The sequence below is a fragment of the Afipia sp. GW821-FHT04G03 genome, assembly GCF_059419985.1.
This window is the reverse complement of the sequence record NZ_JBWKSV010000001.1, coordinates 1,632,057-1,645,905: the sequence shown is the minus strand read 5'-3', so window position 1 is coordinate 1,645,905 and position 13,849 is coordinate 1,632,057. Positions and strand designations below refer to the sequence as shown.

Sequence of the window (13,849 nt, the reverse complement as noted above, 5' to 3'; positions counted from 1 at the left end):
TCAGAGGACGCGCAGGACCTATCTGCTGGGGTGAGATGAAATTACGCGACCTTTTCAGCGGGGATGCCGTCGTGGACGTGCAACATGCCGATGTTGCGGTCGCGGGTCTCGCCGTGGACAGCCGCGCGGTGAAGCCCGGCGACGTGTTCTTCGCGCTGGCCGGCGTCAAGACTGACGGCGCGCGGTTCATCGATCAGGCGATTGCATCGGGCGCGGCCGCCATTGTGAGCGACCGGATTCCCGAGGGTGACCGCCGCGTTCCGTTCATCGCCGTATCGAACCCGCGCCGCGCGCTGGCGCTGGCCGCCGCAAAGTTTTACGCGCGCCGGCCTGCCACCATCGCAGCCGTTACCGGCACCAGCGGCAAGACCTCCGTCGCGGTGTTCACGCGGCAGATCTGGCAGCGCCTCGGATTCGCGTCGGCGAGCATCGGCACTATTGGTCTCGTGTCGCCGAAGCGCACGGTCTACGGCTCGCTGACCACGCCGGATCCGATCGCGCTGCATCGTTCGCTTGACGATCTCGCGGGCGAGGGCGTCACGCATCTGGCGCTCGAAGCGTCGTCGCACGGCCTCGACCAGCATCGCCTCGACGGCGTGCGCGTCAGTGCCGGCGCGTTCACAAATCTGTCGCGTGACCACATGGATTATCATTCGACCGTCGAACATTATCTCGCGGCCAAGCTGCGGCTGTTTACCGATCTCATCGTCGACGGCGGCGCGGCGGTGATTTCCGCTGATCATGAACATTCGCAAGCGGTGATCGATGCCGCGCGCAGCCGCAAGCTGCGGATCGTCACCGTGGGCCGCAACGGCGAGGGAATCAAACTCGTCGATGCGGCGGTGGATGGATTTTCGCAGAAGCTGACGCTCGAACATGACGGCAAACGCCATCAGGTGCGGCTGCCGCTGGTCGGCGAATTTCAGATCGAGAACGCGCTTGCGGCGGCTGGACTCGTGATCGCTACCGGTGGCGACGCGGCGCAGACATTCGTGTCACTGGAAAAACTCGAAGGGGCGCCGGGCCGCCTCGAACTGGTCGGTGAGCGCAACGGCGCGCCGGTGTTCGTGGACTATGCACACAAGCCCGATGCACTCGCGAAAGCGCTGGAAGCGCTGCGGCCTTACACCAAACGCAAACTCGTTGTCGTGTTCGGCGCGGGTGGCGACCGCGATGCGGGCAAGCGTCCCTTGATGGGCGCGATTGCAGCCGGGAACGCCGACACGGTCATTGTCACCGACGACAATCCGAGATCCGAAAATCCGGCATCGATCCGCGCCGCCATCATGGCTGCGGCGAAAGGCGCGCAGGATATTGGCGACCGCGCCGAGGCGATCCGCGCGGCCGTTGCGGGTTTGCAGACCGGCGATGCATTGCTGATCGCGGGCAAGGGCCACGAGACTGGACAGATCGTCGGAGATAAAGTGTTGCCGTTCAGCGATCACGAGGCTGCTGCGGCGGCATTGGCGGAGTACGCCGCATGAGCACTGCATTGTGGACGAGTGCGGCGATGGCGGAGGCCATGCGTGCCTCAGGGCGCGGCATGATGCCCGGTGACGTTACCGGAATTTCCATCGACAGCCGCACGCTGACGCCGGGCGAGGCTTACTTCGCGATCAAGGGGGACGTTCACGACGGGCATGACTTCGTCGAAGCGGCGCTGGCCAACGGCGCGGCGCTGGCGGTCGTTGACAAAGCTCACGCCGGCACGTTCGCCGCCGATGCACGGCTGCTGATTGTCGATGACGTGCTGGCGGGCCTCGTCGATCTGGCGCGCGCGTCGCGGGCGCGTCTCGGTGCCAAGGTCATCGCCGTCACCGGATCGGTCGGCAAGACTTCGACCAAGGAAGCATTGCGCGCGGTGCTGGGCGCGCAGGGCGAGACTCATGCGTCGGTCGCCTCGTTCAACAATCATTGGGGCGTGCCGCTGTCGCTGGCTCGGTGTCCCGCGTCGTCGCAATTCGCGATCTTCGAGATCGGGATGAACCATGCGGGCGAGATCGAGCCGCTGGTGAAGATGGTGCGCCCGCATGTGGCGATCATCACCACGGTCGAGCCGGTGCATCTGGAGTTTTTCTCCGGCATCGAAGCGATTGCCGATGCCAAGGCGGAAATCTTCGCAGGACTTGAGCCGGGCGGCGCTGCGGTGCTCAACCGCGACAATCCGCAATTCGCGCGCCTGAGCAAGGCTGCCAAAAAAGCCAAGGTCTCGCGCATTGTTTCGTTCGGCAGTGACGAAAAAGCCGATGCGCGGCTGATCGATGTCTCGCTGCAACCGACCTGTTCCGCCGTGCGCGCGGATATTCTCGGACACGACATCACCTACAAGATCGCCATGCCGGGCCGTCACATGGTGATGAATTCGCTGGCGGTGCTGGCAGCAGCCTCGCTCGCGGGCGCGGACCTCGCGCTCTCGGCGCTTGCGCTGGCGCAGCTCAAACCGGCAACGGGGCGGGGCGTACGCGAGGTTCTGACCCTCACGGACGGCACGGCGACGCTGATCGATGAAAGCTACAATGCCAATCCGGCCTCGATGGCGGCTGCGATCACGGTCCTCGGTCAGGCCGGCGTCGGCCCGCGCGGTCGTCGCATCGCGGTGCTCGGCGACATGCTGGAACTCGGCGCGGGCGGTCCGGACCTGCATCGCGGACTCAATGAGGCGATCAAGGCCAACAATATTGATTCGGTATTTTGCTGTGGTCCGCTGATGCGCAATCTGTGGGAAGCCCTTCCTTCCGAGAAGAAGGGCGGCTATGCCGATAATTCGGCGGCGCTTGAGCCGCAGGTCGTCGCTGCGGTCGGCGCCGGCGATGCGATCATGGTCAAGGGATCGCTCGGCTCGCGTATGAAATTGATTGTAGCCGCGTTGCAAAAGCGTTTTCCGGAGAAGGCCGAGCACGACGACATTGTCGCCCAGGCCGGCACATAAGGCGGTTGGAATGTTTTATTGGCTCACCGAATTCGCCGGCACGATTCCCGGCATCAATGTATTCCGCTACATCACGTTTCGCACCGGCGGCGCGATGGTGACCAGCGCGCTGGTCGTGTTCATGTTCGGACCCTGGATCATCGATCAGCTTCGCCTGGCGCAGGGCAAGGGCCAGCCGATCCGTGCCGATGGCCCGCCGACGCATCTGGTGACCAAGAAGGGCACGCCGACCATGGGCGGCCTGATGATCCTGTCGGGCCTGATCGTTGCGACCCTGCTGTGGGCCAACCTGCGCAACGCCTATGTCTGGATCGTTCTCGCCGTCACCATCGGCTTCGGCCTTGTCGGCTTCTATGACGACTATCTGAAAGTTTCCAAGCAGACCGACAAGGGCTTCTCGGGACGCTCGCGGCTCGCGGTCGAAGGACTGATCGCGCTGACGGCCTGTGCCTGCATCGTTTGGTTCGGCCGCGACGCCTCGGTCACAGCGGTGTCGATTCCCTTCATCAAGGAATTCACGCTGAACATCGGCTGGTTCTACCTGATGTTCGGCATGTTCATCATTGTCGGCGCGGGCAATGCGGTGAATCTCACCGACGGTCTCGACGGGCTCGCTATCGTGCCGGTGATGATCGCCGCGGCGAGCTTCGGCATGATCGCCTATCTCGTCGGCAACGCGGTGTTCGCCGAATATCTCCAGATCCGTTACGTGCCCGGCACCGGCGAACTCGCGGTGCTGTGCGGCGCGGTGCTCGGCGCGGGGCTGGGATTTCTCTGGTTCAACGCGCCGCCGGCCTCGATCTTCATGGGCGACACCGGCTCGCTCGCGCTCGGCGGCATGCTTGGCGCGATTGCCGTCGCCACCAAGCATGAGATCGTGCTGGCGGTGATCGGCGGCCTGTTCGTGGTCGAGGCGCTCTCCGTCATCGTGCAGGTCGCGTCGTTCAAGCTCACCGGCAAGCGTTTCTTTCGGATGGCGCCGATCCATCATCACTACGAGCAGAAGGGCTGGACCGAGCCGCAGATCGTGATCCGGTTCTGGATCGTCTCGGTGATGCTGGCGCTCGCCGGTCTCTCGACGCTGAAGCTGCGGTGAGCGCGTGACTCCCGTCACCTCGTTCGCGGGCAAGACCGTTGCTGTGTTCGGCCTCGGTGGGTCGGGGCTGGCAAGCTGTCATGCACTGAAGGCCGGCGGCGCGGAGGTGATCGCGAGCGACGACACGCCCGCGAAACTCGCGGAAGCGGCGAGGGCCGGGTTCATCACGGCGGATTTGCGTAAAGTCTCGTGGGAAAATTTCGCGGCGCTTGTGCTGACGCCGGGCGTGCCGCTGACGCATCCCACACCGCACTGGACGGTGCTGGCGGCGAAGGACGCCGGCGTCGAGGTGATCGGCGACATCGAATTGTTCTGCCGCGAGCGCGCGCGTCACGCGCCGGATGCGCCGTTCGTCGCCATCACCGGCACCAACGGAAAATCCACGACCACGGCGCTGGTCGCGCATCTGATGCGCGAGGCGGGCTACGACACCCAGATGGGCGGCAATATCGGCACCGCGATCCTGTCGCTGGAACCACCGCGCATGGGTCGCGTCCATGTGATCGAAATGTCGTCGTACCAGATCGATCTCACGCCGTCGCTCAATCCCAGCGTCGGCATTCTACTGAACGTCACCGAAGATCACATCGACCGTCACGGCAGCATCGAGCACTACGCGGCGGTGAAGGAGCGGCTTGTCGCGAACGTCCAGCGCGGCGGTGCCGCCATCGTCGGCGTGGACGATCACTTTTGCGCGGCAATCGCCGACCGCATCGAGCAGGCAGGAAGAAGCGTTGCGCGTGTCTCGGTTCAGCACCCGGTTGCGAGCGGATTTTATTTCGACGTGGATGACGGCATCGTCATTCGCGCGGAAGGCGGCGCACGCGAAGATATCGTTTCTCTCGACAACATCGGTTCGCTGCGCGGACTGCACAACGCGCAGAACGCTGCCTGTGCATCGGCAGCCGCGCTTGCGCTTGGCGTCGGCATCGATGTCCTGCAACGGGGCCTGCGAAGTTTTCCCGGTCTCGCGCATCGCATGGAACAGCTCGGGCGCAACGGCCGCGTGCTGTTCATCAACGACTCCAAAGGGACCAACGCGGACGCGGCAGGGCACGCGCTGTCGTCGCTCAAAGATATTTTCTGGATCGCGGGCGGCAAGCCGAAGACCGGTGGCATCGAATCCCTGCGCGAATTCTTCCCGCGCATCCGCAAGGCCTATCTGATCGGCGAGGCGGCGGCGGAATTCGCAGCCACCCTTGGCGACGTTCCGCATGAAATCAGCGGGACGCTGGAGGAGGCAGTTCCGCACGCCGCACACGACGCCGAGGCGTCGGGGCTTGCGGAGCCGGTGGTATTGCTGTCTCCGGCCTGCGCGTCGTTCGATCAGTTCCCGAATTTCGAGAAGCGCGGCGACCGCTTCCGCGAACTCGCCAACGCCCTGCCTGGCGATTTGAAGCCGGCATGAGCTCCCTTACCTCTCTCCGTTTACGGGGAGAGGGAGAGCGCCTTGTTCGCGGCGCTGGTACATTCGAATTCGAATATCCCGACACTTTGACGAGATTTTTTCTCGTATCCGTCCATCTTTAACCCTTCGGAAACCACGATGGGCGAGTAATAACCCGTTAATCTTTTGCGCAGGACACGCACATGATCTCCCGCGAGCAACGCACACCTTTCAGCGAATGGTGGTGGACCGTGGATCGGCTGCTGCTGGCCGCATTCATGACGCTGATGCTTGGCGGCGTGATCCTGTCGCTGGCGGCGAGCCCGCCGGTCGCGGCGCGCATCGGCCTCGATCCGTTTCATTTCTTCAACCGCCATGTGCTGTTCCTCGTTCCATCGATGCTCGTGATGGTCGCGGTGTCGTTCCTGTCGCCGCGGCAGGTGCGGCGCACCGCGTTGATCGTGTTTTCCGTCAGCATCGTGCTGGTGGTGGCGACGCTGTTGTTCGGGCCTGAGGTGAAGGGCTCGAAACGCTGGATCACCATTCTCGGCCTCAACATTCAGGCCTCGGAATCCCTCAAGCCCGCTTTCGTGGTGCTGGTGGCGTGGCTGTTCGCTGAATCCGCCAAGCGTCCCGAGATGCCGGCGACGTCGATGGCGCTCGGCATGTTGCTGATGACGGTGACATTGCTGGTGCTCGAGCCGGACTTCGGCCAGACCATGCTGGTGCTGATGGTGTGGGGCACGCTGTTCTTCATCGCCGGAATGCGAATGATCTGGGTGTTCGGCCTGATGGGCGCGGGCGCGGTCGGATTGTTTGGCGCCTATATGCTGGTGCCGCACGTTGCAGGCCGCATCAAGCGCTTCATGGATCCGTCGTCGGGCGACACGTTTCAGGTCGACATGGCGATGGAATCGTTCACCCATGGCGGCTGGTTCGGGCAGGGGCCGGGCGAGGGCACGGTGAAGCGCATTCTCCCCGACAGTCATACCGACTTCGTGTTCGCGGTCGCCGCCGAGGAATTCGGAATCATCCTGTGCCTAGCGCTGCTGGCGCTGTTTGCCTTCATTGTGATCCGCGCGCTGGCGCGGGCGTATCAGAGTGAAGATTTGTTCGCGCGCTTCGCCGCCGCCGGTCTCGCGATCATGTTCGGCATCCAGGCCTCGATCAATATGGCGGTGAACCTGCACCTGATGCCCGCCAAAGGCATGACGCTGCCGTTCATTTCCTACGGCGGTTCGTCGATGATCTCGCTGGCTTACGGCGTCGGCATGCTGCTGGCCCTGACGCGGCAGCGTCCGCGCGTCGAAATGGAATCGATCGGCGCAGCCAACGCTGCGCATAGCTTCGCGTGACACGCGAGTATTCCGATGCCTGACAGGCCTCTCATCATGCTGGCGGCGGGCGGAACGGGTGGTCACCTGTTTCCCGCGGAAGCCCTCGGCGTTGCGCTGATGAAGCGCGGCGCGCGCGTGCGGCTGATGACGGACGAGCGCGCAGTGCGCTACGGCGGATTGTTCTCGCGCGACATGATGGATGTGGTGCCGAGCGAGACCGTGCGCGGCCGCACACCGTGGGCGCTGGCGCGCACCGGCACGATGCTCGCCGCGGGCGGCGTGATGGCGCTGGCGCTGCTGCTGCGGCAAAAACCCAGGGCGGTGATCGGCTTCGGCGGTTATCCGACGCTGCCGCCGCTGATGGCGGCGAAGCTGCTTGGAATTCCGACCCTCATTCACGACGCCAATGCGGTGATGGGCCGGGCGAACAAGTTTCTTTCAGGACGCGTCAGCGCGATTGCGACTTCGCTGCCCGGCGTGCTCGATCATGAGCCGGCGCTCGCCGGAAAAACCACCGTCACCGGAACACCGATGCGGCCCGCGATCCTCGCCGCCGCCGCCGTGCCGTATGCCTCGCCGGATGCGACGGGGCCGCTGCGTTTGCTGGTTACTGGCGGCAGCCAGGGTGCGCGGATCATGGCTGATATCGTGCCGGGCGCGATTGAGCGGCTGGAGCCGGCGTTGTGGCGCAGGCTTATTCTTGTGCAGCAGGTGCGCGATGAAGACATGGCGCGGGTCCGCGCGGTCTATGATCGCCTCAAGATCGAGGCTGAGCTGGCGCCGTTCTTTGTCGATCTCCCGGCGCGGCTTGCTGCGAGTCATCTCGTAGTGTCGCGCTCCGGCGCGGGCACCGTCGCTGAGCTCGGTGCGATCGGGCGTCCTTCGATTTTGGTGCCGCTGCCCGGCGCAATCGATCAGGACCAGTTCGCCAATGCCGGCGTGCTGGAGAAAGCCGGCGGCGCGATCCGGATTCTTCAGGCCGACTTCACGCCGGATCGTCTCGCCGTGGAAATCTCCGCGCTGTCCGCCGATCCCGCACGGTTGATCGCCATGGCCACCGCCGCGCGCACTGTCGGCAGGCTCGATGCAGCGGAGCGGCTCGCCGATCTCACGGCGAAGGTCGCGGGAATTTAGTTACAGTCTCACATTCTCCACGAGATAATCGAGAAACGCCCGCACCCGCGCGGGCAACTGTCCGCCGTGGCCGACGAACACGGCATGGATCGGTTCGAGATCGCCCGGATTGAAGTCTTCAAGCACCGCCACGAGTCGTCCGGCCTTGATGTCCGCATCGACATGAAAGCGGGCGAGGCGTGCAAGGCCTGCGCCTGCGACAGCCAGCTTCTGCATGGCTTCGCCGTCGCTGACCAGCGCATTGCCGACAGGCGCGACGCTGACGGTGCCGCCCTTGCTGTCACGAAATGGCCAGCCGTCGATCTGTTTTGAAAAGCAGAAGCCGAGCATGTTGTGTTGGCCGAGTTCGGCGGGCGTCCGTGGAATTCCATGTTCGTTGAGGTAAGCGGGCGCTGCGACCACGACCATGCGGCTCTCGCCGAGCTTGCGCGCGAGCAGGCGAGACTCGCGCAACGGTCCCACACGAATGGCGACGTCGGCGCGTTCTTCCATCAAATCGACCACCGTGTCGGTCAGCGATACATCGACGCTGACACCAGGATGCAGTTTCAGAAATCCGGGCAACAGCGGCAGCAGCCAGTGCAGCCCGAACGGCACGCTGGTATTGACTCGCACGCGCCCGCGCGGCGTTGCGCCGACGGCGGCCTCGCGTTCGGCCGTATTGATGTCGTCGAGAATGCGGATGCTGCGGTCGTAATAGGCCGTGCCTTCCGGTGTCAGTTGCAGCTTGCGGGTCGAGCGATTGATCAGCCGCACGCCAAGCCGCGCTTCCAGCCGTGCGACGAGTTTGCTGACGGCGGACGGGCTCATGCGGAAAGCGCGCGCCGCGGCGGAAAAGCCGCCCAGGTCGACCACCCGGACGAACACTTCCATCTCGCCGGAGCGGTTGATGTCTTGTCGCATAATTGTGACTTTAATTCACAAATATTGTTACTTACTGTAGTCTAGTTCACGAATGGCTTTGCGTCCACTTCTCAGGAATGCCGGCGGTTGGCCGGATTCGTCTGAGGAATGTTCCATGCCGCTCGCACTCTATGCGCTCACCGCCGGCGCTTTCGGAATTGGTGTCACTGAATTCGTCATCATGGGCCTGCTGATCCAGGTCGGCGCCGATCTCGGCGTTTCGATCCCGGCTGCGGGCCTCCTGATCTCCGGCTACGCGCTTGGCGTTGTGGTTGGCGCGCCGATCATGACCATCGCCACCGCGCGCTGGCCGCGCAAGACCGTACTTCTTGCGCTGATGGCGGTGTTCACCATCGGCAATCTCGCCTGCGCGATTGCGCCCGATTACTGGTCGCTGATGGCCGCGCGCGTGCTGACCGCGTTCGCGCACGGCACGTTCTTCGGCGTCGGTTCGGTGGTAGCGACGACGCTTGTTGCACCCAACAAGAAGGCATCGGCCATCGCGGTGATGTTCACGGGCCTCACGGTCGCGAACATTCTCGGCGTGCCGTTCGGCACGTGGCTGGGGCAGGGCTTCGGCTGGCGCTCGACATTCTGGGCTGTGACGCTGGTCGGTATCGCCGCGTTCGCGATCATCGCAGCATTCGTGCCGAAAAATAAGGATGCACCGGAAGCATCGAATCTCAAGGACGATCTCGCGGTGCTTGGCCGCGCGCCGGTGCTGGCCGGCCTGCTGACGACGGTGCTGAGCTGGGTCGGCGTGTTCGCGGTGTTCACCTACATCGCGCCGATTCTGACCCGCATTGCAGGCTTTCCGGATTCCGCAGTGTCACCGATCCTGCTCGTGTTCGGTGCGGGCCTCGTCGGCGGCAATCTGATCGGCGGCAAGCTCGCGGACAAATGGCTGATGCCCACGTTGTTCGGCACGCTTTTGCTGCTCGCCGTGGTGCTCGTGTCAATGACCTTCGCAGTCCACAACCAGATCACAGCAGTGATCTTCGTCGGCCTGCTTGGCGCGGCGGGATTTGCAACGGTGCCGCCGCTGCAGATGTGGGTGCTCAACAAGGCGTCGGGCGCGGGGCAGTCGCTCGCCTCCAGCTTCAACATCGCGGCATTCAATCTCGGCAACGCTATCGGTGCGTGGCTCGGCGGCGTGGTGATCGATCACGGTCCGGGGCTCGGCGCCATTCCATGGATTGCCGGATTGGTGCCGTTGGCGGCGCTGGTGCTGGCGCTGGTCAGCCACCGGCTGGAATCGCGGCGCGGCAAGCCGGTTCCGGCGATTGTCTGCCCAGAGGCGGCCGAGTGACAGGCGACTGCGGCCCGCATCACGCCTGATTTGAAAGAATCGTGCTATTTTTCTGTGCTGGCCGGGCTTGTCCCGGCCAGCTTCGTCTGTTTGAAGGACCTCATGGACGCCGGAGCGGGCGTCCGACAATCGAGAGACAAATTTATGAGACTGCCGCGCGAGATCGGACCCATTCACTTCGTCGGTATCGGCGGCATCGGCATGAGCGGCATCGCCGAGGTGCTGTGCAATCTCGGCTACGACGTGCAGGGCTCGGATGCATCGGAAAGCGCCAACGTCATGCGGCTGCGTGACAAGGGCATCAAGATCAACGTTGGCCACAAGGCCGAGAATGTGAACGGCGCGGACGTGCTGGTGGTGTCCACCGCGATCAAGCGCGACAATCCGGAATTGATCGCCGCGCGCGGACTGCGCATTCCAGTGGTGCGCCGCGCCGAGATGCTCGCCGAAATGATGCGGCTGAAAAGCTGCATCGCGATTGCCGGCACGCACGGCAAGACCACCACGACGTCGATGGTCGCCACGCTGCTCGACGCCGGCGCGCTCGATCCCACCGTCATCAACGGCGGCATTATCAATGCCTACGGAACCAACGCGCGCCTCGGCGCGGGCGAGTGGATGGTGGTAGAGGCCGATGAGAGCGATGGCACCTTCCTCAAACTGCCTGTGGACGTCGCCATCGTTACAAACGTCGATCCCGAACATCTCGACCACTTCAAGACCTTCGAGGCGGTGCAGGAAGCGTTCAAGGATTTCGTCGAGGGCGTGCCATTCTATGGTTTCGCCGTGATGTGCACAGATCATCCGGTGGTGCAGGCGCTGGTCGGCAAGATCGAGGACCGCCGCATCATCACCTATGGCGAGAATCCCCAGGCCGACGCGCGGCTGGTCGATCTCGTGCCGTTCACCGGCGGCTCGAAATTCAAGGTGGAATTCCGCCACCGCAAGACCGATGCGGCCTACGAGATTTCCGATCTGGTGCTTCCGATGCCCGGCCGTCACAACGCACTCAACGCAACGGCGGCGATCGCCTTGGCGCACGAGATCGGCATTTCGGACGACACGATTCGCAAGGCGCTGGCAGGCTTCGGCGGGGTTAAGCGGCGCTTCACCAAGACCGGCGACTGGAACGGCGTCACCATCATCGACGACTACGGCCACCATCCGGTGGAAATCGCCGCTGTGCTGAAAGCTGCGCGCGATTCCACCAAGGGCCGGGTCATCGCCGTGGTGCAGCCGCATCGCTTCACGCGGCTGCAATCGCTGTTCGAGGAGTTTTGCACCTGCTTCAACGACGCCGACACCGTGATCGTCGCCGACGTTTATGCCGCGGGCGAAGCCCCGATCGCCGGTATCGACCGCGATTCATTCGTGCTGGGCTTGCGCGCGCACGGCCATCGTGAAGTGATTCCGCTGCCGGGTGCCGACAAGCTTGCGTCGGTTGTGCGCGACGTCGCGAAGCCGGACGATTTCGTCGTGCTGCTCGGCGCGGGCAACATCACGCAATGGGCCTATGCGTTGCCCGGCGAGTTGAAGGCGCTGAAATAACGCGAGGTGCCGATGGCTATTCTCAGCGAAGCAACATGGTTGCGCCATTCCAATCCGTGGAGCGTGTGGACGCGCTATGCGGCATTTCCGGTTTTAGTGGCGGCAATCTGGAGCTACCACAGCATCGGCTGGTGGGCGCTTGTTCCCGTCGCGGCGACGATCGTTTTTCTCATCATCAATCCAAAACTGTTCGCTCCGCCGAGGTCGACCGACAACTGGGCGTCGAAGGCTGTGCTGGGCGAGCGCGTCTGGCTGAAGGAAGGGCGGCGGTTCTTGCCCGATCAGCATCCAAGGGTGTTTTATGCGCTGATGGCGGCTTCGCTGGTTAACCTTGCCGCGCTGGTCTGGGGCATCGTCGCCTCGGATGTTGTGCTGACCGTCGTCAGCACAACCAATGTGCTGGTTGGAAAATCCTGGAGCAATGACCGGATGGTCTGGTTGTTCAGCGAACGCAGCCGCGACAACGACGAATACCGGAAGTGGTTGTATTGATGTTTGCTGATATCAGTTCCGATCTCAAATCCGCGATGCCGGATCTGCGCGGGCGGTTGCTCGCAAATGAATCGTTGGCGCCGCTGACTTGGTTTCGCGTCGGCGGACCGGCGCAGATCCTGTTCACGCCTGCGGATGAAGACGACCTCGCGTACTTCCTGTCGAAGCTGCCGGGCGATATTCCCGTTTACACGGTCGGCGTCGGATCGAACCTGATCGTGCGTGACGGTGGCGTCAGCGGCGTCGTCATTCGTCTGTCACCGCGCGGCTTCGGTGAAATCAAGGCTGACGGCGATACGATTCGCGCGGGAACGGCGGCGCTCGACAAGCGTGTCGCGGAAGCCGCCGCCGCCGCCAACATCGGGGGCCTGGAATTCTATTTCGGGATTCCGGGTTCAATCGGCGGCGCGCTGCGCATGAACGCTGGCGCGAATGGCGGTGAGACCAAAGACGTGCTGGTGGAGGCGAGGGGCGTCACACGCGCGGGTGAGAAGGTTACATTCTCCAACGCCGATATGAAATTCGTCTATCGCAATTGCGGCGTGGACACGTCGGTGATCTTCACGTCCGCGCTTTATCGCGGGCAGATCACCGATCCGGAAACGATCCGCGCACGCATGAATGATGTACAGAATCATCGCGAGACGGCGCAGCCGATCCGCGAGAAGACTGGCGGGTCGACATTCAAGAATCCGCCGGGGCACAGCGCGTGGAAACTCGTGGATGCTGCCGGAATGCGGGGCTTCCGCGTTGGCGGCGCGCAGGTGTCGGAGATGCACTGCAATTTTCTGATCAACACCGGCGACGCCACCGGTCACGACATCGAGACGCTGGGCGAAACCGTGCGCGCGCGCGTGAAGGAACAGTCCGGCATCGAGTTGCAGTGGGAAATCAAGCGGATCGGGATCGAGCGCTCCTGAGCGCTCAATCGCTCAGCGATTGCAGCGCCTGAATCGGCGCAGGCGAAATCCTGAACGCGCCGTCGAACGGATATTCCTGAAGCGCAATGAGGCCGAGCGCGACGACGGCGGCGCTTGCGAACACCGCCAGTGAAGCGATGAACGCGCGGGGCCTCTCCAGATGGACGAGAGCGATTCCCACTTGCGTAAGCACGCCGAGCGCGATCACCACCAGCCATTTCAGATCGTTGGTGTGATCCGACGACAGCGCGAGACGGTCGTTACGCGCAGTGCCGACGCGCAATGTCGCCGTGAGCAGCGCGGAATGCACGGCCTGACCGGAATCCTTCGCAATCGACGGCACACTCACCTCGCGCAGCAGATCGTCATAGGCCGTCTCGGTACGCGGCGACAGCCGCGACAAATCCATCGCAGGCCATTCGTCGGCGACCACCGAGGTCACATACGTCTTCAGCGCGGCGCGGATGGTGCGCATGTCCGATGCCGAGGCGACGCTGAGCGTGTGGATGTTGCGCAACTCGCCGGCTTCGGTGTGGACCACGCGATAGGCTTGCCGGCCACGCTCGGCGACGTCGTTGGCGAGGAAACCCGTCAGCAGCGCGAACAGGATGGCGATTCCGCTGAAGAACGGCGCAACCACTCCGGTCAAGGATTGAACCGGTGGCGCAAACGGACGGCAGAAGGTGACCACGGCAAGCAATAGCGTCATGCCGAAATACAGAACGATGAGCACGGCGAAGATGCCGACGGGGGACAGGTCGAGCCAGGCCCGGATCATGAAAAACCTTTCTTGT

Annotated in this window: 12 protein-coding genes; 10 read left to right on the top strand and 2 right to left on the bottom strand. The window is 63.6% G+C overall.

Translation table 11 applies throughout. The features are described from left to right. Positions 1–35: 35 nt before the first annotated feature. From AC07UB_RS07800 to murG, 6 genes are all read left to right on the top strand, one after another. A complete protein-coding gene (locus tag AC07UB_RS07800) occupies positions 36–1,484 on the top strand; it encodes a UDP-N-acetylmuramoyl-L-alanyl-D-glutamate--2,6-diaminopimelate ligase (RefSeq protein WP_494651487.1) in 1,449 nt (482 codons plus the stop codon). Continuing rightward, positions 1,481–2,929, top strand: coding sequence for a UDP-N-acetylmuramoylalanyl-D-glutamyl-2,6-diaminopimelate--D-alanyl-D-alanine ligase (locus tag AC07UB_RS07795; protein ID WP_494651488.1), 1,449 nt, complete (start codon positions 1,481–1,483; stop codon positions 2,927–2,929). Before AC07UB_RS07800 ends, AC07UB_RS07795 begins: the two co-directional genes overlap by 4 nt. A 10-nt stretch (positions 2,930–2,939) precedes the next feature. Next, on the top strand, positions 2,940–4,025 hold the full coding sequence (mraY, locus tag AC07UB_RS07790) for a phospho-N-acetylmuramoyl-pentapeptide-transferase (RefSeq protein WP_492792519.1): 1,086 nt from the start codon (positions 2,940–2,942) through the stop codon (positions 4,023–4,025). Positions 4,026–4,029: 4 nt separating this feature from the next. Further along, on the top strand, positions 4,030–5,433 hold the full coding sequence (gene murD, locus AC07UB_RS07785) for a UDP-N-acetylmuramoyl-L-alanine--D-glutamate ligase (RefSeq protein WP_494651490.1): 1,404 nt from the start codon (positions 4,030–4,032) through the stop codon (positions 5,431–5,433). Between the two features lie 182 nt (positions 5,434–5,615). After that, positions 5,616–6,767 (top strand): putative lipid II flippase FtsW, encoded by a 1,152-nt coding sequence (gene ftsW / locus AC07UB_RS07780; RefSeq protein ID WP_494651492.1) that lies wholly within the window; start codon positions 5,616–5,618, stop codon positions 6,765–6,767. 15 nt (positions 6,768–6,782) lie between these two features. After that, entirely contained in the window at positions 6,783–7,883 is a 1,101-nt protein-coding gene (murG, locus tag AC07UB_RS07775; RefSeq protein WP_494651494.1) for an undecaprenyldiphospho-muramoylpentapeptide beta-N-acetylglucosaminyltransferase, read from the top strand. On the opposite strand, the gene AC07UB_RS07770 is transcribed toward murG, so the two are convergent. Beyond that, complete coding sequence (locus AC07UB_RS07770; RefSeq protein WP_494652653.1) at positions 7,884–8,789, bottom strand: LysR family transcriptional regulator; 906 nt, start codon at positions 8,787–8,789, stop codon at positions 7,884–7,886. 112 nt (positions 8,790–8,901) lie between these two features. Between AC07UB_RS07770 and AC07UB_RS07765 the strand changes: the two genes are divergently transcribed. The 4 genes from AC07UB_RS07765 to murB all read left to right on the top strand — a co-directional run bounded on the left by AC07UB_RS07765 (position 8,902) and on the right by murB (position 13,055). After that, complete coding sequence (locus AC07UB_RS07765; RefSeq protein ID WP_494651496.1) at positions 8,902–10,095, top strand: MFS transporter; 1,194 nt, start codon at positions 8,902–8,904, stop codon at positions 10,093–10,095. A 144-nt stretch (positions 10,096–10,239) separates the two neighbouring features. Beyond that, positions 10,240–11,643, top strand: a complete 1,404-nt coding sequence (murC, locus tag AC07UB_RS07760) for a UDP-N-acetylmuramate--L-alanine ligase (protein WP_492792524.1) — start codon at positions 10,240–10,242, stop codon at positions 11,641–11,643. Between the two features lie 12 nt (positions 11,644–11,655). Then, positions 11,656–12,135 (top strand): DUF6653 family protein, encoded by a 480-nt coding sequence (locus tag AC07UB_RS07755; RefSeq protein ID WP_492792525.1) that lies wholly within the window; start codon positions 11,656–11,658, stop codon positions 12,133–12,135. Then, positions 12,132–13,055 carry a UDP-N-acetylmuramate dehydrogenase gene (gene murB, locus AC07UB_RS07750; RefSeq protein WP_492792526.1) on the top strand — a complete coding sequence of 308 codons (924 nt, stop codon included), beginning with the start codon at positions 12,132–12,134 and terminating at the stop codon, positions 13,053–13,055. Before AC07UB_RS07755 ends, murB begins: the two co-directional genes overlap by 4 nt. Before the next feature lie 4 nt (positions 13,056–13,059). On the opposite strand, the gene AC07UB_RS07745 is transcribed toward murB, so the two are convergent. Then, positions 13,060–13,833: a bestrophin-like domain gene (locus tag AC07UB_RS07745; RefSeq protein WP_492792527.1), complete on the bottom strand. Its 774-nt coding sequence runs from the start codon at positions 13,831–13,833 to the stop codon at positions 13,060–13,062. Positions 13,834–13,849 lie beyond the last annotated feature (16 nt).